Consider the following 19,639-nt stretch of genomic DNA (forward strand, 5'->3'; position numbering starts at 1 on the left):
AAATAGTATTATTAGCAAAAATTTTACTAATAATCTATTAGTGGATAATAAAACAGGTGTATAATGGTATTATAGTTAGTAGAAAATCATAAAAACAATGACAGAAAAAAAGAGTAAAAATAATATTAATTATCAACCAAAGATGTTAGTAGGTAGTGATGACTTCTATGATCTGCTAATTAATAGCGATATATTCGTTGATAAAAGTCTAATGATCAAAGAATTATTAGAAGATAGCGGTAAGGTTATCCTAATCACTCGACCAAGACGTTGGGGTAAAAGCCTTAATATGGATATGATTAGGAGGTTCTTTGAAATTGAAGTAGATGAGAGAGGTAAGCCTTTACCTGAAGAGGATAGAGTAAATCACAAATTATTTATCGGTGGTGAAATTGATTTAGGACTAGCTAGTGGTAAAAAAAGACTACTTAAACCACTTCAGATAACACAGTATTCAGACATTATCTCTGACTACCAAGGCCAATTTCCAGTAATATACATAAATTTTAAGGATGTTAAAGGTAGTAGTTACCAAGAAATTGAGAGTGGGATAAGGATAAATATTACAAATGCTTATGACCATCATAAATATCTAGAAAGTAGTGATAAACTTAGTGTAGAAGAAAAAAAGAATTTTCAATATTATTTAACAGGTACAGATAAGCTAGAATTAGCACAGTTGAAAATTAGTTTATCTTTCTTAAGTAAACTACTGTTTAAGCACTTTAATCAAAAAGCCTATATATTGATTGACGAATATGATACGCCTATTAATAGTTCATACATTGAATTTGGGGATAAACCAAAAGAGTTTGAGGATGTACTAAAGATATTTCGCGGGATATTTGGTAGTAGTTTAAAGAGTAACCCTTATGTGGAAAAAGGCGTAATTACTGGAATATTACGGATAGCTAAGGCTAATTTGTTTTCAGATTTGAATAATGTTACTGAATATACATTACTTGATGATGATTTTTCTAAGTTCTATGGTTTCACTCAAGCAGAGGTAGATGATTTGCTTACAAAAGTACCGCTCAACACTAATACTGAACAAATTAAGGATTGGTATAATGGTTATACATTTGGTGGAGAGGTAATTTACAATCCGTGGTCACTAATGCAATGTTTAGCACACAAAGGTAAGCTTGATCATTATTGGCTAGATAGTGGAGGAACGGGGCTAGTTGATAAGGCATTATTGTCAGATGAAATGCAACAAGATTTACAACTACTTGCTAGTGGTAAGAGTATTATATCGCAGATTACTAAACAAATAAGTTTCAATGATATTAATTCACGCTCAGGACTATTTAGTCTATTACTATTTAGTGGTTACTTGAATCCAATGGGCATCGAGTTAGAAGAGAATGTTTATGAACTATCCGCCCCTAATAGAGAGGTAAAACATATCTATAATGCGAGATTATTACAATGGGTTAGTAATAAGTTACAGATTGATAGTTCACTATATTATCCTTTTGCTACTCTATTACCTGCTTGTCGGTTAGAAGAATTTAAGAAACGGCTTCAGGAATTGTTATTAAACGCTACTAGTTTTCACCAAACAGGAAATAAAAAAGCTGAGTTATTTTATAGTGGTTTTATGCTAGGACTTGTTAACATGTTATCTTCTGCCTACATCATAACCAGTGAACAAGAGTCAGGCAGTGGACGAGCTGATATTATCATGATCCCCAAGGTTGGTAAAGAAGATAAGGCTATTATTATTGAGTACAAGATCGCCAAAAATACAGAAGATTTAGCCTTGGTAGCCCAAATGGGATTAAAACAGATTATAGATAAGCAATATGACACTAAGATAAAAGAATATTCTCATGTCAAAAAAATCATTAAACTTTCTATAGCTTTTTGCGGTAAGAATGTGGAATTACAATACCAAGTTAATGAACCCTAATAATAGAGTGTAATGGCTTGAATAACCAGTAATTTTATGTCTGTTGTGGTTCTGAAATTGTCCACTACGCCCCGCCATTCGGTACAAGTTGTCGTTTTTTCAAAAATATCGAACGGGAAACGTAGGGAGGTCTCAAGTTTTTTGCCCCTTAGTTTGAGGTTCTGAAATACGAAATTTATCAAAAAATAGCTGAAGATGCTATTAATTTGAGCAAAAAAGAAGCATTGTCCACTATACCTCTGATCAATCATTTACAGGGTTTGTAGGATCAACATCTCCCGTGCAGCTTACTCCTTCATCATATTTGAGATAATCTTCTAGAAAAACATCGTACTTTAAAGGATAATCTTCTCCTTGTATACTATACTCTACACCCCCAGAAACTTTTTTAACATTAGTATTCTCAGATATCAATTTTCTTTTTATCAATTTATGATTACCTTTATTATTAAAAATTACTAAAATACCACCATCATCATTTTCATAAATGGTGCTTGGATATAACCGATCATCTCCATCTGCTTTAAGTTCTAGGAAATATTTTTTTAATATTTTAACCCCATTATGATGAGGATTTATTACTATACCTTTCTTTAAAGCATTGGTAAATTTTTCTCGTTCAGATGTCCCTAATGACAGTTTAGGATCAATAATAGCATAAATATTCTTGTGTTTACTAATGTGTATAACAACATCTTCATTCTTTGTTGTATATGATAGTTCGTTAGAAATGTTCCAAGTTTGATAAGTTTCTTGATGATTATCAGACTTTTTATCAAGAGAAAATCGAGCGGCTTTTTTAATATTTTGATAATATTGATGGATAATTGTTCCGTAATTTAAAAATTTTGTAATAAAACTGTCTTTGTAAGAGGCTTTTTCAATAGCAGTATCACTTATCTCAGTGTCAGACTTTTCTTCAGAGCTATATTCTTCTGTATCACGACTAGATGCAGCAATATTATCATCTGCATGAGTTTGAGTCTTAGGCTGTGTTTTTTCACTAGTAGTTTGATTTATAATTTCTAAGGAAAAAGTAAGTTCAGAATCTTCAATGATTTTATCAACAATTTTGTTAATTTGATCTTGTGAGTTTGAGCTTGTTTCAGGATCTTTGGTTAATATATGATATTGACATATATCAATTATACTGTGAAACTCCTCTAAAAACTCTTTTTTTTTGGCACTACACATGCTGTATATTTTTTTAATATACCCCCAATTTTTATTTAAAAATTCTTTATTATTATCTGCAAATGCATTGAGCATTAAACTTAATTTAGCTTTGTTAATATGTCTTTCAATTATTGCAGAGGATTTATGAGGTTGTAACAGATTTTCTGCCCGATCTAAACAATATTTAACTTGCTCTAAGTTTTCTATAGCTAAATAAAATTCCGCTACTTTTATATTAACTATAGGATCTTCTTTTAGATTGTTTTCTGAAAGTGCACCTAAAACTTTTTTATAATTTACTTGTGGTATATCATCTTTAGACCAATATTGTAAACAAGTTAAAATCCTCAAAACACACTCAGTATCATCAGTATCAAGGTTATCAATTACCTCCTTTATAGTGCTAACACTACACTCTCCTGTTTGCATGATGAATGCCTGTAAGTATTTTATAATAGTCGTATTGATTTCCGGCTTGTTTTTTTCTGATAAAAGAGCTTGCTTAATTATTTCTATATCTTCCTGTATTGTCTTAACAAATGCTTTATCAAAACTATGATATGAAAATAACTTGATAAATTTCTCTTTAACTGCACCAGATAACTTAAAATCATTAGCTAACTGATCAAGGGTTGACGTTTTAAAGTCACTATTTTCTATATTGTGTAAAGCTATTAATAAACGATATAAATCTTTCTGTATTTCAGTATTAGCATATTTTATTAATTTTAATAATACTTTAATTGTTTCTGGTAAAATCTTGTTGTTTACCTTTTCTATATACTTACAATAATTAAAGCGCAGATGATAAACACAGTGTTTTATATTGTCGGATTTATTATTATCAATGCTGCATGCAATCAGTTTACTAGTATAACAATCTAATAATTTTTCCTCTTCTTTTGTTAAAAATGTCTTTTGCTTTATTTTATCAAAATATAGTGTTATTAACTCTTCATAGTGAATCATCTTTGATGATTCCAATGGTATCTTTTCTATAATAGAACGTATTATTTCTATATATTTATTACGATCTATATCTTGGTAATATTCCCTTAGAAGCTTATCCACCACATACACCTCAACACATTTTGTAGTATATTTGCAAAAGAATAATTTCATATGTTGCAAAATCTCCTCTCTTTTGTTATTTAAGATCAGATCAAGACATTCTAAAAATTCTTTTGGCTTCTCATTCTCAAATATACGTTTTATTCCCTCGCATTGCTGCTGTGATAAACAATATTCTAAGCCTTGCTTAAATTTCTCTATATTTTTATCGTAATTCTCTTTATTAAATTTGTCTTGTAGTATTTCTGAAGAGTTCTTAGCATCTTTTTCATCTTTTAACCATTTAATTAACTTTTTGTTGTTATTTGTTTCTAGTTTAGTTCTTAATACATCATTTAAAGATTGTAGCAAATCTAATAATGTTAAGTTATCGTTGTTTAATTTATTCGGATCAAAAAAATCCTTAGCAAAAACTTTACTATTCAATAAATATTTGATAATACTTTCCTCATCTTTCTTTATATTTAAATGATCACGAATTAATACAAGATTATATAATTGTTCATGCCATTCTAATTTTTTTATTACAACCTCATTTGTTTCTTGAACAAACTTTGACAAAAATTGCTCGATAATCTTTATATATTTTATTTTTTCTCTATTAGTTATATTAGTTGCATCAAGGGAATATACAATACGGTGTACTACGTCAGTTTGGGATAAGATATAGATGAAATAGTAATAGATAAAAGGATTGTCAAAAAGGAGTGCCTGCAGTATTTATATTTTTAAACAAAAAAACAAACTACAGGCATGAAAAAAGATATCACAGAATTATATAGTTTTATAGATGATTTTTGTAAAATTTATTTGGAGTATGAACAGAGAAAGTTATTACCATCAAATAAGCAGAGAAATCGTTGTTGTAGCATGAGTTTAAGTGAAATGTTAACAATAATAATTATGTTTCATACATCCTATACTAAGAATTTTAAATTTTTCTATAAAAGTTATATAGAGTGCATGCATAAGGATGATTTCCCTAAAGCCTTGAGTTATAATAGATTTGTTGAATTAATGGCACGATTATTCATACCGCTAAATATGTTGATTCATTTGTTGTTTGGTGAGGAAACAGGTATTTATTTTATTGACTCTACAACGATTAAAGCTTGTCACAATAAAAGGCGTTATAGCAATAAAGTTTTTAAAGGATTAGCCAAACATAGTAAATCCTCTATGGGGTATTTTTATGGTTTTAAATTACATGTAACAATCAATAATAAAGGGGAGTTTATGGCATTAAAAGTGACCAAAGGCAATGTAGATGATAGGATTCCAGTACCGGAGTTAACAAAAAGATTAACTGGAATTATAGCAGCTGATAAAGGTTATATTAAGCAAAATTTGTTCTTAAATTTATATGAAAGAGGCTTAAAAATGATTCATGGAATTAGGGTGTGTCATCAATTAAGTTGACAGGAGGGTTTATTTGTTATGTAATAGAGAAAAAATTAAGAATAAATTTTCTCTATGCGTCGATATGCTCTACGTGACGATCAATGGAATCGGATTAAAGATAACCTACCTACGTCAATTCGGGATAAGGTTATAATTTAGAGGGAAGTCGAGATTGCAATTTATAGAAGGTTTATTTTTCTTAAGAGAATAGGCAACTAGTGTAGAAAGTATATGAACAAAAGCATTTATAGGTGATCTGTGTCTAGTATGCTCAAGGTTCATTTTGTTCTTTAAATAATCAAAAACTGTTTCAATTAAATTACGTTTTCTTAGCATAATCTTCTCCTTTAAATCCATTAATTTATTTGGCATATTTTTCTTAATTCCATGCACCATTTTTAATCCTCTTTCATATAAACTGACGAATAAGTTTTGCTTAATATATCCTTTATCTGCATACATAACTCCAGTTAAACCATCTGTTAACTCAGGTACTGGAATCCTAACGTTTCCTTTAGCCATTTTTAATGCTATAAATTGTCCTTTTTCATTAATAATTAAGTGTAACTTGAACCCATAAAAATAACCCATCGATGATTTGCTATGTTTTGCTAGCCCCTTAAATATTTTATTACTATATCACCTTTTATTATGGCAAGCCTTGATCGTCGTTGCATCAATAAAATAACTACCTGTTTCCTCGCCAAATAACAAAGGCATAAGAATATTAAGTGGGACAAACAATCTAGGCATTAACTCGACAAAACGGTTATAGCTCAATGCTTTTGGGAAATCACCTTTGTGGATATATTCTATACAAGTCTTATAAAAATATTTAAAGTTTTTAGCATAAGAAGTATGATACATTACCATGATTGTCATAATCTCGCTTAAACTCATATCACAACGGCGATTCCTTTGTTTTGCTGTTGGTAATAATTTCTTTTTTTCGTATTCATAGTAAATTTTACAAAAATCGTCTATAAAACTATATAATTCTGTGATATCTTTTTTCATGCCTGTGTTTATTTCTTTTTCCAAAAAAACATTTATCACAGGCATTAACTCCTTGCAACTCTTATATCTACACTATTCTTTCTTATCCCTTATCCCGAATTGACGTTACCTGGAAGGAAAGAGTCTGTTGGTGTAACAGCCAAGGATAATCGCCTATTTGTAGAAGCAGTCTTGTATCGATATAGGGCTGGTATACCTTGGAGAGACCTACCTGAACGTTTTGGAGATTTTCGAGTGATTCACCTACGTCATTCAAGGTGGAGCAAGACAGGTGTGTGGAAAAAGGTTTTTGAGATGCTGGCTGAAGATGCTGATAACGAGTATGCCATGATTGATTCAACCATTGTTAGGACTCATCAACATAGTGCTGGTGCTAAAAAAAAGAGTTAGATGATGACCAAGCAATTGGACGAGGTAAAGGGGGGCTGAGTACTAAAATCCATGCCACATGTGACGCTCTAGGGAATCCAACGGGATTCCCTCTTACCCCGGATCAAGCTCATGATTTGCAAGGATCTGATGTTTTGATGAATGAATTGACGAAAGCGAATGCTGTACTTGTTGATAAGGCTTATGATGCCGATGCACGTATGCGAGATAAGCTGAAAGATAAGGGATGTATAGCTGTGATTCCCCCAAAGAAGAATCGTGTGAATCCAGCTAATTATGATAAGGATCTCTATAAAGCTAGGCATTTGATTGAGAACTTTTTTGCAAAATTGAAGCAATATAGAGCTATTGCAACACGATATGACAAAACATCTCAGAACTTTTTGGGTGCTGTTTATATGGCTTCCATGGTAATTTGGCTCAATTGATGACACACCCTAAGAAGAATATGGAAAATAAATTAATGGATTTGAAAGAAAAAATCTTACTTCGAAAGCGTAACTTAATTGAAACAGTTTTTGATTATCTAAAAAATAAAATGAACCTTGAACATACTAGACATAGATCACCAATAAATGCCTTTGTCCATATATTATCTACTCTTGTTGCTTATGGGCGATGTGAGGTTATATATATGATTGTTTAACTATGAAAATTGATTAAACCTGTTGTTCTACCAACAGTAGCCTACTGGTACATGCATTGAAGTAATTCTTTGTTTGAAGCTACCAGGACAATGTACTCGGCTTTTAAAGAGAATCTAAGCTGTGAGGTAAAGATTAAACTGCAAGCATCATGTGGTTAGAGGCTAGGCTTAGATGGTATGGTTAACATATGTGAACTACTGATAAATGTCGTTACAGTCGTAAGGAGCTAAAGATGCTGATAAGCTCTGTCCAAAAGGATAAGTGATCTGGTTATTGTGCTATAGGCTCACGATACGTAGACTTTATGATCACCGGCAGAAAGGTAGAACCTAACCTATCTATGTCATATATATAGAACACAGTAAGCCTGTATTTCTTCCCGGACTGGGAAAGTAAGCCGTAAGGTAAACTGATAGGGATGCAGGTAGAGGAGAGACGGAGAAAGCGAAGGCTGTTTTGTAATGAGGCAGATAAGGGTTGTAACATTATCCTACGCGAAAGCGGGCAGACTTCCGTTATGGTCTCTTATTACGAGAGAATTTGATGAAACTTTTAAAGGAGAAAAGCAAATGGTGGTTACAAATCAAATTGTAGCTAGTGCATCTACTGACAGCAATGTGAGTTGGCACAGTATTAACTGGAGTCGATGTAACAGAGTTATTAGAAGTCATCAGATGCGTATCGTAAAAGCAATACAGGAAGGTAGATGGGGTAAAGTTAAAGCTTTACAACGACTATTAACCCATTCTTTTAGCGGCAAAGCTCTTGCAGTTAGAAGAGTGACTGAGAATCGAGGAAAAAGAACTGCGGGTGTAGATCAAGAAATTTGGCATACACCTGATCTTAAATCTCAGGCAATAATAAACTTGAGGCAACATGGTTATAATCCATCCCCTCTTAGAAGGATTTATATACCAAAGGTGAATGGTAAGAGACCACTTGGTATACCTACTATGAAAGATAGAGCTATGCAAGCTCTTTATAAGCTAGCATTAGAACCAGTTGCAGAAACAACAGCAGATAGACATTCGTATGGGTTTAGAGCAGAAAGATCAGCTGCAGATGCCATAGAACAGTGTTATATAGTCCTTTCTAGGAAATGCGCTGCTCAATGGATACTGGAAGCTGATATTGAAGGATGTTATGATAACATTAGTCATCAATGGCTTCTAGATAATATTCCAATGGATAAAACCATATTAAGAAAATGGCTAAAAGCTGGATATATGGAAGCTGGTAATATCTACCCTACTGAATCTGGCACTCCGCAAGGTGGCATCGCTTCAGCATTACTTGCGAATATGACTCTAAGTGGATTGGGTAAGTTACTAGCTGAAAAGTTTCCGATGAAAATATCCTCAAGAAAACCGGCTCATAAGATCAACTATATTATCTATGCTGATGATTTTATTATCACAGGTCGATCCAAGGAACAATTAGAGAATCTTGTTTTACCTATTGTAGAGCAATTTTTACAAGAGCGAGGATTGAAGCTATCTAGTACTAAAACCAAAATTACTCATATTGATCAAGGTTTTGATTTCTTAGGACAGAATGTACGGAAATATACTCGATGAAAATCAACAATTGCGTTGTTGTTGTCCAAGACCTGCGGTGCTCACGTACTAATGTACGCTGTGCTCCTCGGCTTGGACACTCCTAGCACTTGTTGATTTTGATCTTCGTCTACCAACTCTTCATTTACGAGCAGTATATAATGGCAAGTTTCTTATCAAGCCATCTAAAAACAACTTACAAAACGTCATAAGAAAGATAAGGAAAATTGCTAAGATAATAAGATGATCAAACAAGTTTTATTGATAACTATGCTCAACCCTATTATCAGGGGTTGGACTTTATATCATAGACATATAGTTGCTAAAGAGAGTTTCAGTAAATTAAGGCACGAGATATTTAAGATTGTATGGCGATGGTCTAAACGTCGGCATCCAAATAAGAGTAGTAACTGGGTTAAGAATAAGTATTTTAAGTTTATAAGAGGTGATGCTTGGAGATTTGCTTGTATAGCTGACAAGCCAAAATTAGGGGAAGAACCAATTATTTATAAGCTTATTGACCCAGCTAAACTACCTATTAAGCGACATGTAAAGATTTTGTCCGAAGCTAATCCATATGATAAGCAATGGGATGATTATTTTGAAAAAAGATTAAAACATAAAATGTATGAATCTTTATCAGATAACAGAAAATTATTAAGTCTATGGAATAAGCAAAAAGGTAAGTGTCCGAATTGCACGCAAATCATCACATTAGAAACAGATTGGGATATACATCATGTTATCCCAAAATCAAAAGGTGGTGATAATAGGAGCTCAAATTTGATGATGCTACACATCAATTGCCATAAACAGATCCATAATCGGAGATTCAATGTTGAAGCTGGTTCTAAATAAATTGGGCTTTAAGAGGCTTGAGCCGTATGATGCGAAAGTATCCTGTACGGTTCTTAGGGGATGGGAGAAAGGTAACTTTCTTTCATTACCCGACTCATTAAAGAAAAATAAACCTTCAACAAAATTTGATTTTAATCTACATGTTCTCAATATCCTTATCCCGAATTGACGTGTAAACAGTATCAAAGAACTAATATCATAGCTGGTTTGGTAAATAATAAGCCGATAGCCCCTTTTGTGTTTAATGGAACTTGTAATACAGAACTATTTAATAATTGGGTTGAGAAGTTTTTAATTAAAGAATTAAAAGCAGGACAGATTGTAGTACTGGATAATGCTAGTTTCCATAAATCAAAGAAGACGAAAGAATTAATAGAATCAGTAGGTTGTAAGGTTATTTTTTTACCCCCATATTCACCAGACTTAAATCCAATAGAAAAATTTTGGGCTAATATGAAAAAATGGATTAAAAATAAAATAATAGAAACTAGTAAATTATTTGAAGCTATTTCTATGTTCTTTGTCACCTAATCCAATGTATTTTACTATATAGAAACATTCAGTTTGATACCAAGTGCTATACAAGCTCTATCTCCAAAAGAGAAACCTTTATGTTTTGTATGTTTTTTAACAGAGCAGAAAGAAATGATTGCTCACTATAGAAAGAGATAATAGAGCTAATAAAAGGCTCTATAGAATCTTGTACTCTTCTTCAATCATATCAAAGTCTAACAGTATTGCTGCTACTTCAGAGCTTACTATTACCCACATCTTTGGACTCGTGGAACGTCATCCTGAATTTATTTCCACTGGTATCCGGTTTAAGTCGGCGGCATTATCCCGGACAAGTGAGAGTTTTAGGTGCGAACGCTCGAACCGGGATTCTCCGGGCTTCAAATTGTCATAAGACCGATTTGTCAATCTTACTTACGATAATTTACGCTAACTACTTGATTTTCTAGATACTGAAATAAATTTAGGATTGTATCTTGAATATATAGTTAAAAAGAGTCAAGGTAGAAGAAGAGAAGTGATACCGTTTTCAGGATTGGTCATAAGATCGAGGTCATCTTGGTACACTTCTCTAGATACTGTTAACAAAGGTTTCGAAGATTTATTTTAATAGCAGCAAAAGCAATAAAAGACAGGAAGGAAAGATCATCTTTTTCATAATGAAGTCCAAGACGCCTGTTTTCTTTAATCTTACCAAAAAATCTTTCTATTGCTCCTCTTAACTTATATTTTTCCTTGTCATATAGTTAAGCCCATAGGATTAGGTGACAAAGAACATAACAATTGTAAATTGTCATTCCCGCGTAGGCAGGAATCTAGATACCTGCTTTCGCAGGTATGACACAAAATTTGTATCACCTAATTCAATAGGTTTCACTATATATAATCTCTATCTTCCTATTCTTTCTTCCGGGAATTACCGGTATATTATTTTGTGAAACAAAATTCTGACGATTTTTATTACTATCATATCCACGATCTTGAATAACACAGCACCCTACAATTCCTGCACTTAACTCTTCTGCCATAGCAATATCATTGCTATTCCCTCCTGTCAGAAATCCTTCTACTATATGCCCTTGTACTGTCATCGTAAGGTGCAGCTTCGTACTCATTCCTCCCTTGCTCTTCCCCTTGGTTTGACTCCCCCTTTTAAGCCGCCGCCATGTCGGTGCAGCTTGAATATACTGCTATCTGAGATAACTATATTAATCGTTATCTTCTTGCTACACTGTAGAAGCATTAATATCTTCCACCATATTCCTCTTTCACTACCTCGTTTAAAACGTTGATAGATATAGTAAAATACATTGAATTAGGTGACAAAGAACATAGAAATAGCTTCGAATAATTTACTAGTTTCTGTTATCTTATTTTTAATCCATTTTTTCATATTAGCCCAAAATTTTTCTATTGGATTTAAGTCTGGTGAATATGGGGGTAAAAAAATAACCTTACAACCTACTGATTCTATTAATTCTTTCGTCTTCTTTGATTTATGGAAACTAGCATTATCCAGTACTACAACCTGTCCTGCTTTTAATTCTTTAATTAAAAACTTCTCAACCCAATTATTAAATAGTTCTGTATTACAAGTTCCATTAAACACAAAAGGGGCTATCGGCTTATTATTTACCAAACCAGCTATGATATTAGTTCTTTGATACTGTTTACCACTTTTTTGTCCTAGCAACAATTCTCCTATCTTACCCCAACCTCTATCTTGGCAAATAGTCCTATCTATACCACTTTCATCAAGATATACTATTTGCTCTTTGTCATATTTACTGACCTTTTCTAAATATTCAGATCGTTTCTCTGCACTTGCTTCCAAATAGCTAAAGGTTTTTTTTATAACTATAGCCTAACTTCTTTAATATTCTTCCAACTTGAGTGCCTGTAATCCCAAATTTCTTACCAATATCTTTTAGCGTAATATTTGAATTATTTTTGACAAAATCTTCTAATTGTTGCTTGTCAACTTTACTTTTAAATCCTAATCTTACTTTTGCTAATATTGTTCCTTCTTTTTTCTTCCTTACCTTCCAACGACTAATTGTATTCTCGTGTATATCAAATATCTTAGCAGCAGATCTTTGACTATTACCTTTTTCTATATAATTTATTACTTTTTCTCTTAAATCTTGACTATATGGGCTTGTTGACATTTTTTCTCTTATTTATATCATATAAACTCATCTAATTCAATGTGTTTCACTATAGTATGCCAGCAACCATAACATTTTGGTAAATCTCTCCATGGTACGCCAGTTCTCAGCACATACATTATTGCACAAAATACTCTGTAATGACTTATTTGAACAGGTCGACCCTTCCAAATATAGTTCTTCTCTATAATTGGCTCTATTTCTTTACGGAAAAAATCAGCCTTAATAGGATATAATCGTTGATCCATATATCTCTCCTTTTTAAGACCATTCTATCCTATTCTTACTTTCTTTTCTATACCTTTGTTAACCTAGCTTTTGTGCACTCTATTGTAAAAAATAATTCTTCTTGGAATGAAAATTTATGTTAAGTTATTATTTTTTTATTGACTTCCATTACGGATGCTGAGGTTACGGTAAATAAAGTCGATAAACTGGAAGATATTATTTCAAACTTTATAAATGATCCGTACAAAGGTCGAATTCCTATAGATGAATTACAAGAAGTATATCCAGTAGAAGATGTGGAGGATAACGAATATCCTAAAAGCTATACTACTCATAAATGAAGAGTTGCAAAGATAGGAGAGATATTATAAAGTTTAGGACATTATGAGTAAGAATGTATTGACAGAAGAACAAAGAGAAAAGTTGAAGGAACGTCATAAGACAGAACGAGACGGACGCATACGTGATCGTATTAAGGCAGTTTTGATGTATGACGATGGGTATAGTAATGTAGAGATTGCTAAGGTACTACTCTTGAGCCACGAAGCGATAAGAAAACATATTGTTGATTATCAAAAAGCCAATAAGCTTAATACCGACAATGGGGGTAGTGCAAGCAAATTAAGTGATGGTGAGAAGACAGAATTAGTGACTCACCTAGAAGCAAATAATTATGTTTATGCGAAAGATATTATGCATCACATTGAGAACAAATATGGTGTGACATATACGATAACGGGAGTAACAAAATTACTATACAAACTGGGATTTGTTTACAAGAAGCCGAAAATAGTACCGGCTAAGCTGGATTTTGACAAGCAAGAATTATTTAAGTTAAACTACAGTTTGCTAAAAGGGAATCTCAGAGATAAGGAAGCTATATATTTTATGGATGGTGTTCATCCTCAGTATCAAGCAAGGGCAAGGTGTGGTTGGATAAGAAAGAACCAAGATAAAACCTTACCAACATTCAGTGGCTGGAAAAGAAAGCACATGATTGGTGCTATTAACCTAGCCGATTTGCAGTTAGTAAGTACAGAGAACCCCAAAATAAATGGGGAGCAGATAGTTAATTTTTTACAAAAGTTAGAAGAGGAGAATAGTGACAAGGAGAGAATATATTTAATCTGTGACAATGCTAGTTACCACAAATCCAAGAAAGTCAAGGAATACCTAGTAAATACGAAAATAGAGCTAGTATTTTTGCCATCATATAGTCCAAATCTGAACCCAATTGAGAGATTATGGAAGTTTATGCACCGTATTACAACTAATAATAAATTTTATCATAATTTTGAACAATTTTCGGAAGCAATAAACAAATTTTTTAGCAACATCGGTGATTATAAAGATAGGTTACGTACCTTAATAAACGATAATTTCCAAACTATTACCGTTAACCATTTCTGCAACTCTTCAGGTTAATTGAGTATATATATTAGACGTATGGTCTAAAGTATTATGAGATATTTTCTTGAACATAGCTACTTATCTTCTAGATAAAAAAGTGCTTGCAACGTCTAAATAATGAGGTTTGTAGGGATTTTATTGTAAAATTTGTAGCCATGTAAATATCGCTTTTTTACTTGATATACTGAAAATTGGTCGATAGAATATTTTGCATGTATGTTGTACTTGTTTTAAATAAAAACTCTTGTCATTAAAACACACTCTCATCAGTATTTCTTCAATTTCATTACCATTAAAGTGACACAATGTAGCCATTAAAGAAATTTAATTTTCTATCCCATACACCGCATACTAAGCCTGTTTTATGGCACAATTTTGATCCTATCCATCTCGAAGATAAGTAGCTACAACTATAAATACCCGTATTACCTCAACTAAAAATCTTTGTTATAACAGTCATTGGTAAAAACAATTTATTAGGAGTATCTATAAACTGAATGAATCCATAATTTTTGTAAAAACTTGCTGCTTTGGAATCTTTAGCATCAACTATAACGGCAAAAGTCGCTATTTCTGATTTGAATACTCTATAAAGACTATCCATTAATAAATATTCACCTATTTTTTTACCTTGATAATTTCTATCTATAGCAAATCTTCCAATAAGTACTGCTGGAAGATATGGATAATGTGGTAGCTTTTTTGTATAATCTTTGTCTAACTTAGTGATATCAATGTAGCTTGAAGATAATGTATAATAACCAATTACTTTTTTATTGTTATCATCATTAAACACACATATAAATACTGAAGCTAAATGTCTTTTGATATCTTGGGCAGCATAATTAGTTAAATACTCTACCCCACAATCAAAGTTGAGTAGAGTGTATGATCTATCAAAAGAGGTAACATAAAACTGATTTTTCATGTACTAGCTAGTATAAGATAATTTAAACTTTCCTGCTGCAGTTTTTAGCTTATCATTTGGTTCAATATTGTTGATAACTGCTTGGGCAAATAACGTCATATCTTTTAAAGTTAGATTAATCAGAACATGCTCTTTGATGATAGATTCCGCTTCTTTTTTGCTACTAGAGACAATGAAATTAGTTAAATTTGTCCCTTGAATTTCTGCTGCCTTAATAAATAATTGTTTTAGCTCAGGGGCAATTCTTGCTTCTAATCTTACATATTCTTGCTTAACAATTTTAGAATTATTTTTTGCCATATAGCCCTATCAATATGATAATTAGATGGTACGGCAAAACGCCGTATTAGTCAAGAGTTATTTTTTAATTTGTCAATAACATTAAAAAATAATTACAGGGTAAAAGTAAGGATTTAAATCTAGTGAATACGGTGGTAAGAAAATAATGGTACAATCAACTGATTCTATCAACTCCTTTGTCTTTTAGGACTTGTGGAAACTAGCATTATCCATAACTACAACCTGTCCTGCTTTCAACTATTTAATTAAAAACACATAATTATAACCAAAGTCAATAAAAAACTTTCATTGACTTTAGTCTAGTATCTTCTAAAATTACTAATAGAATATTGCAAAGTTATTCTAATATACGTCAATTCGGGATAAGGTTATAATTTAGAGGGAAGTCGAGATTGCAATTTATAGAAGGTTTATTTTTCTTAAGAGAATAGGCAACTAGTGTAGAAAGTATATGAACAAAAGCATTTATAGGTGATCTGTGTCTAGTATGCTCAAGGTTCATTTTGTTCTTTAAATAATCAAAAACTGTTTCAATTAAATTACGTTTTCTTAGCATAATCTTCTCCTTTAAATCCATTAATTTATTTGGCATATTTTTCTTAATCCCATGTACCATTTTTAATCCTCTTTCATATAAACTGACGAATAAGTTTTGCTTAATATATCCTTTATCTGCATACATAACTCCAGTTAAACCATCTGTTAACTCAGGTACTGGAATCCTATCATCTACATTGCCTTTGGTCACTTTTAATGCTATAAATTGTCCTTTTTCATTAATAATTAAGTGTAACTTGAACCCATAAAAATAACCCATCGATGATTTGCTATGTTTTGCTAGCCCCTTAAATATTTTATTACTATATAGTAAAATACATTGAATTAGGTGACAAAGAACATAGAAATAGCTTCGAATAATTTACTAGTTTCTGTTATCTTATTTTTAATCCATTTTTTCATATTAGCCCAAAATTTTTCTATTGGATTTAAGTCTGGTGAATATGGGGGTAAAAAAATAACCTTACAACCTACTGATTCTATTAATTCTTTCGTCTTCTTTGATTTATGGAAACTAGCATTATCCAGTACTACAACCTGTCCTGCTTTTAATTCTTTAATTAAAAACTTCTCAACCCAATTATTAAATAGTTCTGTATTACAAGTTCCATTAAACACAAAAGGGGCTATCGGCTTATTATTTACCAAACCAGCTATGATATTAGTTCTTTGATACTGTTTACCACTTTTTTGTCCTAGCAACAATTCTCCTATCTTACCCCAACCTCTATCTTGGCAAATAGTCCTATCTATACCACTTTCATCAAGATATACCATTTGCTCTTTGTCATATTTACTGACCTTTTCTAAATATTCAGATCGTTTCTCTGCACTTGCTTCCAAATAACGTCAATTCGGGATAAGGATATTGAGAACATGTAGATTAAAATCAAATTTTGTTGAAGGTTTATTTTTCTTTAATGAATAAGCAACAAGAGTAGATAATATATGGACAAAGGCATTTATTGGTGATCTATGTCTAGTATGTTCAAGGTTCATTTTATTTTTTAGATAATCAAAAACTGTTTCAATTAAGTTACGCTTTCGAAGTAAGATTTTTTCTTTCAAATCCATTAATTTATTTTCCATATTCTTCTTAATTCCATGAATCATTTTTAAGCCTCTTTCATATAAATTTAAGAACAAATTTTGCTTAATATAACCTTTATCAGCTGCTATAATTCCAGTTAATCTTTTTGTTAACTCCGGTACTGGAATCCTATCATCTACATTGCCTTTGGTCACTTTTAATGCCATAAACTCCCCTTTATTATTGATTATTACATGTAATTTAAAACCATAAAAATACCCCATAGAGGATTTACTATGTTTGGCTAATCCTTTAAAAACTTTATTGCTATAACGCCTTTTATTGTGACAAGCTTTAATCGTTGTAGAGTCAATAAAATAAATACCTGTTTCCTCACCAAACAACAAATGAATCAACATATTTAGCGGTATGAATAATCGTGCCATTAATTCAACAAATCTATTATAACTCAAGGCTTTAGGGAAATCATCCTTATGCATGCACTCTATATAACTTTTATAGAAAAATTTAAAATTCTTAGCATAGGATGTATGAAACATAATTATTATTGTTAACATTTCACTTAAACTCATGCTACAACAGCGATTTCTCTGCTTATTTGATGGTAATAACTTTCTCTGTTCATACTCCAAATAAATTTTACAAAAATCATCTATAAAACTATATAATTCTGTGATATCTTTTTTCATGCCTGTAGTTTGTTTTTTTGTTTAAAAATATAAATACTGCAGGCACTCCTTTTTGACAATCCTTTTATCTATTACTATTTCATCTATATCTTATCCCAAACTGACGTAATATGGGACTTTGTTATCCACTCTTTTTTCTTTTGATGAGGTAAATATATGAAATTTATTAAAGTTATCAAAAAACTACAAGTAGAAAAAAATGTTGAGAAAATAAATTTGGGAAATAACAACATAGGAGATGAAGGGGCTAAATCGAGAACATTCGTTGAACTGTGTCAGTATAGAATATCATACTTTAAAATTCAACCTATCAGGGAAGAAAATATCTAGCTGCGAAACGGTCACTGCCCAATTTGGTATTGGCATATTCCATTTAGCTGTAATCTGTTTTATAGCACAAAATACCAGTTTAAACAAAGCATTTTCACTAGTAAAAGCTCCTTTTGTTTTAGTATATTTCCTGACTTGACGGTGAAAACCCTCAATCGGATTGGTGGTATAAATCAGCTTTCTAACCTCGCCTGAATACTTAAAATAAGTTGCTAGATTATCCCAATTTTGTTGCCAAGATTTAATAACCATCGGATATTTTTTACCCCATTTTTCCTCAAGTCGTAGCAGGTTATATTCTGCCACATCTCTACTTTCCGCTTGGTAAATCATCTTTAAATCTACCATAAATGATTTCTGATCTTTGCTAGCTACATGCTTTAAAGAATTACGAATTTGATGTACTATACAAAGTTGTATTTCAGTTTTTGGAAATACTGTATTAATGGCTTCCGGAAAACCTTCTAGCCCGTCAATACAGGTTATTAATATATCTCTCATACCACGTGTTTTTAAATCGTTAAGAACACCTAACCAAAAATGTGATCCTTCTGATTCACAAGCATAAAATCCTAGAATATCCTTATGACCATTTTGGTCAATCCCCATAATATTATAAACAACTTTAGTTGTTACTTTGTTATCTTGTCTAACCTTAAAAAACATAGCATCAAGAAAAACTATCGCATACATCGCTTCAAGTGGTCTACTTCGCCATTCATTTAATTGCGGCATCAGCTTGTCGGTAACAGATGAAATTGTAGCAGCTGATACCTCTACACCGTATATCTCTTGTAGGTGTCCAGCAATCCCTTCGTAAGATGTCCCAAGAGCATAAAGAGCTAATATTTTATTATCCAGCTCCTCATTTAAAATAGTTTGTCTTTTTTTAATCAATTGTGGTTCAAAACTACCATTACGGTCTCTTGGTGTTTCAAGTTCGAAGGAACCTGTAGCCGTCTTCATAGTCTTAGTATTAATGCCGTTTCTACGGTTACTACCTTGTTCCAAACTATTTTCTAGTAAGTGAGAATCCATTTCACCTTCTAGGGCAAGTTCCGTAAAATCTTTCACTAAAGACGTTAGCAGTCCACTTGGACCAAGTAATGGCTTGCCTTGGTATAGTCCTTGTATGATCTCCATACATTTATCTTGATTAAGTATTTGTGATACTTTATCTAGTTGAATTGGTTTCATTTCATTGCTTTACTCATGTCAAATTTCCTATTATTTTACGCGAAGAACATGTGGATAAGTTGATAGTAACTTATCCACATTCTTCGCTATTTACAACATCAATAATCTTTATTTTATATATTTAAAAGATTATCTTTTTCTATTTGACACAGTTAGACGAACATTCCCAGTGAGTTTTATCTGTATTATTAAAAAATATTAATAAAATTTACTTTGTTATAAGTCGGATACATGTA

20 protein-coding genes and 4 pseudogenes are annotated in these 19,639 nt (G+C 31.9%); 9 read left to right on the forward strand and 15 right to left on the reverse strand.

From position 1 onward, the window contains the following. The first annotated feature begins 97 nt into the window (after positions 1-97). The gene (locus AAGD29_RS00325) at positions 98-1,915 is read left to right on the forward strand and encodes an AAA family ATPase (RefSeq protein WP_341758088.1); all 1,818 of its coding nucleotides are present in this window, start codon (positions 98-100) and stop codon (positions 1,913-1,915) included. A gap of 243 nt (positions 1,916-2,158) precedes the next feature. On the opposite strand, the gene AAGD29_RS00330 is transcribed toward AAGD29_RS00325, so the two are convergent. Continuing rightward, entirely contained in the window at positions 2,159-4,723 is a 2,565-nt protein-coding gene (locus tag AAGD29_RS00330) for a hypothetical protein (protein WP_341758089.1), read from the reverse strand. A 192-nt stretch (positions 4,724-4,915) separates the two neighbouring features. Between AAGD29_RS00330 and AAGD29_RS00335 the strand changes: the two genes are divergently transcribed. After that, positions 4,916-5,581, forward strand: coding sequence for an IS982 family transposase (locus AAGD29_RS00335; protein WP_341758090.1), 666 nt, complete (start codon positions 4,916-4,918; stop codon positions 5,579-5,581). A 114-nt stretch (positions 5,582-5,695) separates the two neighbouring features. Here the strand turns inward: AAGD29_RS00335 and AAGD29_RS00340 are convergent, their stop codons facing one another. Together AAGD29_RS00340 and AAGD29_RS00345 are read right to left on the reverse strand one after the other, a co-directional pair. After that, the gene (locus AAGD29_RS00340; protein WP_410521218.1) at positions 5,696-6,190 is read right to left on the reverse strand and encodes an IS982 family transposase; all 495 of its coding nucleotides are present in this window, start codon (positions 6,188-6,190) and stop codon (positions 5,696-5,698) included. A 12-nt stretch (positions 6,191-6,202) separates the two neighbouring features. Then, complete coding sequence (locus AAGD29_RS00345; RefSeq protein ID WP_341758092.1) at positions 6,203-6,580, reverse strand: transposase; 378 nt, start codon at positions 6,578-6,580, stop codon at positions 6,203-6,205. A gap of 63 nt (positions 6,581-6,643) precedes the next feature. Between AAGD29_RS00345 and AAGD29_RS00350 the strand changes: the two genes are divergently transcribed. The 5 genes and pseudogenes from AAGD29_RS00350 (at position 6,644) to AAGD29_RS00370 (ending at position 10,562) form a co-directional block, all read left to right on the forward strand. After that, a protein-coding gene (locus AAGD29_RS00350) for an IS5 family transposase (protein WP_341758802.1) occupies positions 6,644-7,398 on the forward strand; the annotation gives its coding sequence in 2 pieces (ribosomal slippage) (positions 6,644-6,967 and positions 6,970-7,398; 753 coding nt in all). After that, a pseudogene (locus tag AAGD29_RS00355) lies at positions 7,392-7,616 on the forward strand (transposase); the annotation flags it as partial. The gene AAGD29_RS00350 and the pseudogene AAGD29_RS00355, both read left to right, overlap by 7 nt. A gap of 570 nt (positions 7,617-8,186) precedes the next feature. Then, a pseudogene (locus tag AAGD29_RS00360) lies at positions 8,187-9,185 on the forward strand (reverse transcriptase domain-containing protein); the annotation flags it as partial. Between the two features lie 231 nt (positions 9,186-9,416). Next, the gene (locus AAGD29_RS00365; protein ID WP_341757326.1) at positions 9,417-10,031 is read left to right on the forward strand and encodes a group II intron maturase-specific domain-containing protein; all 615 of its coding nucleotides are present in this window, start codon (positions 9,417-9,419) and stop codon (positions 10,029-10,031) included. Between the two features lie 165 nt (positions 10,032-10,196). Beyond that, complete coding sequence (locus tag AAGD29_RS00370; protein ID WP_341758093.1) at positions 10,197-10,562, forward strand: IS630 family transposase; 366 nt, start codon at positions 10,197-10,199, stop codon at positions 10,560-10,562. 845 nt (positions 10,563-11,407) lie between these two features. Here the strand turns inward: AAGD29_RS00370 and AAGD29_RS00375 are convergent. The 5 genes from AAGD29_RS00375 to AAGD29_RS00395 form a co-directional block, all read right to left on the reverse strand. Beyond that, positions 11,408-11,635: a hypothetical protein gene (locus AAGD29_RS00375; protein WP_341758094.1), complete on the reverse strand. Its 228-nt coding sequence runs from the start codon at positions 11,633-11,635 to the stop codon at positions 11,408-11,410. Positions 11,636-11,655: 20 nt separating this feature from the next. Then, on the reverse strand, positions 11,656-11,787 hold the full coding sequence (locus AAGD29_RS00380; RefSeq protein WP_341758095.1) for a hypothetical protein: 132 nt from the start codon (positions 11,785-11,787) through the stop codon (positions 11,656-11,658). A 72-nt stretch (positions 11,788-11,859) separates the two neighbouring features. Continuing rightward, positions 11,860-12,378, reverse strand: coding sequence for an IS630 family transposase (locus AAGD29_RS00385; protein ID WP_341757328.1), 519 nt, complete (start codon positions 12,376-12,378; stop codon positions 11,860-11,862). Between the two features lie 4 nt (positions 12,379-12,382). Then, a complete protein-coding gene (locus tag AAGD29_RS00390; RefSeq protein WP_341758096.1) occupies positions 12,383-12,712 on the reverse strand; it encodes a helix-turn-helix domain-containing protein in 330 nt (109 codons plus the stop codon). A 17-nt stretch (positions 12,713-12,729) separates the two neighbouring features. Continuing rightward, entirely contained in the window at positions 12,730-12,960 is a 231-nt protein-coding gene (locus tag AAGD29_RS00395) for a transposase (protein WP_341758097.1), read from the reverse strand. Positions 12,961-13,098: 138 nt separating this feature from the next. Between AAGD29_RS00395 and AAGD29_RS00400 the strand changes: the two genes are divergently transcribed. Together AAGD29_RS00400 and AAGD29_RS00405 are read left to right on the forward strand one after the other, a co-directional pair. Further along, a complete protein-coding gene (locus AAGD29_RS00400) occupies positions 13,099-13,281 on the forward strand; it encodes a hypothetical protein (protein ID WP_341758098.1) in 183 nt (60 codons plus the stop codon). Between the two features lie 43 nt (positions 13,282-13,324). Continuing rightward, the gene (locus AAGD29_RS00405; protein ID WP_341757979.1) at positions 13,325-14,365 is read left to right on the forward strand and encodes an IS630 family transposase; all 1,041 of its coding nucleotides are present in this window, start codon (positions 13,325-13,327) and stop codon (positions 14,363-14,365) included. 415 nt (positions 14,366-14,780) lie between these two features. On the opposite strand, the gene AAGD29_RS00410 is transcribed toward AAGD29_RS00405, so the two are convergent. The 7 genes and pseudogenes from AAGD29_RS00410 to AAGD29_RS00440 form a co-directional block, all read right to left on the reverse strand. Continuing rightward, a complete protein-coding gene (locus AAGD29_RS00410) occupies positions 14,781-15,278 on the reverse strand; it encodes a GNAT family N-acetyltransferase (protein ID WP_341758099.1) in 498 nt (165 codons plus the stop codon). A gap of 3 nt (positions 15,279-15,281) precedes the next feature. Next, complete coding sequence (locus AAGD29_RS00415) at positions 15,282-15,578, reverse strand: DUF1778 domain-containing protein (protein WP_341758100.1); 297 nt, start codon at positions 15,576-15,578, stop codon at positions 15,282-15,284. 81 nt (positions 15,579-15,659) lie between these two features. Continuing rightward, positions 15,660-15,815 (reverse strand): annotated as a pseudogene (locus AAGD29_RS00420) (transposase); the annotation flags it as partial. 115 nt (positions 15,816-15,930) lie between these two features. After that, positions 15,931-16,437 (reverse strand): annotated as a pseudogene (locus tag AAGD29_RS00425) (IS982 family transposase); the annotation flags it as partial. A gap of 23 nt (positions 16,438-16,460) precedes the next feature. Continuing rightward, complete coding sequence (locus AAGD29_RS00430) at positions 16,461-16,979, reverse strand: IS630 family transposase (RefSeq protein WP_341758101.1); 519 nt, start codon at positions 16,977-16,979, stop codon at positions 16,461-16,463. Positions 16,980-16,985: 6 nt separating this feature from the next. After that, positions 16,986-17,876 carry an IS982 family transposase gene (locus AAGD29_RS00435; RefSeq protein ID WP_341757373.1) on the reverse strand — a complete coding sequence of 297 codons (891 nt, stop codon included), beginning with the start codon at positions 17,874-17,876 and terminating at the stop codon, positions 16,986-16,988. A 288-nt stretch (positions 17,877-18,164) separates the two neighbouring features. Continuing rightward, a complete protein-coding gene (locus tag AAGD29_RS00440) occupies positions 18,165-19,349 on the reverse strand; it encodes an IS256 family transposase (RefSeq protein ID WP_341758803.1) in 1,185 nt (394 codons plus the stop codon). Positions 19,350-19,639 lie beyond the last annotated feature (290 nt).

The sequence above is a fragment of the Candidatus Tisiphia endosymbiont of Ditula angustiorana genome, from assembly GCF_964026425.1.
In the GTDB taxonomy this organism is placed as follows: domain Bacteria; phylum Pseudomonadota; class Alphaproteobacteria; order Rickettsiales; family Rickettsiaceae; genus Tisiphia.

Coding starts and splice junctions, on each gene's coding strand:
- AAGD29_RS00325 (WP_341758088.1), top strand. CDS start 98: ATGACAGAAAAAAAGAGTAAAAATAATATTAATTATCAACCAAAGATG.
- AAGD29_RS00335 (WP_341758090.1), top strand. CDS start 4,916: ATGAAAAAAGATATCACAGAATTATATAGTTTTATAGATGATTTTTGT.
- AAGD29_RS00345 (WP_341758092.1), bottom strand. CDS start 6,580: ATGAAAAAAGATATCACAGAATTATATAGTTTTATAGACGATTTTTGT.
- AAGD29_RS00365 (WP_341757326.1), top strand. CDS start 9,417: ATGATCAAACAAGTTTTATTGATAACTATGCTCAACCCTATTATCAGG.
- AAGD29_RS00375 (WP_341758094.1), bottom strand. CDS start 11,635: ATGACAGTACAAGGGCATATAGTAGAAGGATTTCTGACAGGAGGGAAT.
- AAGD29_RS00380 (WP_341758095.1), bottom strand. CDS start 11,787: ATGCTTCTACAGTGTAGCAAGAAGATAACGATTAATATAGTTATCTCA.
- AAGD29_RS00390 (WP_341758096.1), bottom strand. CDS start 12,712: ATGTCAACAAGCCCATATAGTCAAGATTTAAGAGAAAAAGTAATAAAT.
- AAGD29_RS00395 (WP_341758097.1), bottom strand. CDS start 12,960: ATGGATCAACGATTATATCCTATTAAGGCTGATTTTTTCCGTAAAGAA.
- AAGD29_RS00405 (WP_341757979.1), top strand. CDS start 13,325: ATGAGTAAGAATGTATTGACAGAAGAACAAAGAGAAAAGTTGAAGGAA.
- AAGD29_RS00410 (WP_341758099.1), bottom strand. CDS start 15,278: ATGAAAAATCAGTTTTATGTTACCTCTTTTGATAGATCATACACTCTA.
- AAGD29_RS00415 (WP_341758100.1), bottom strand. CDS start 15,578: ATGGCAAAAAATAATTCTAAAATTGTTAAGCAAGAATATGTAAGATTA.
- AAGD29_RS00435 (WP_341757373.1), bottom strand. CDS start 17,876: ATGAAAAAAGATATCACAGAATTATATAGTTTTATAGATGATTTTTGT.
- AAGD29_RS00440 (WP_341758803.1), bottom strand. CDS start 19,349: ATGGAGATCATACAAGGACTATACCAAGGCAAGCCATTACTTGGTCCA.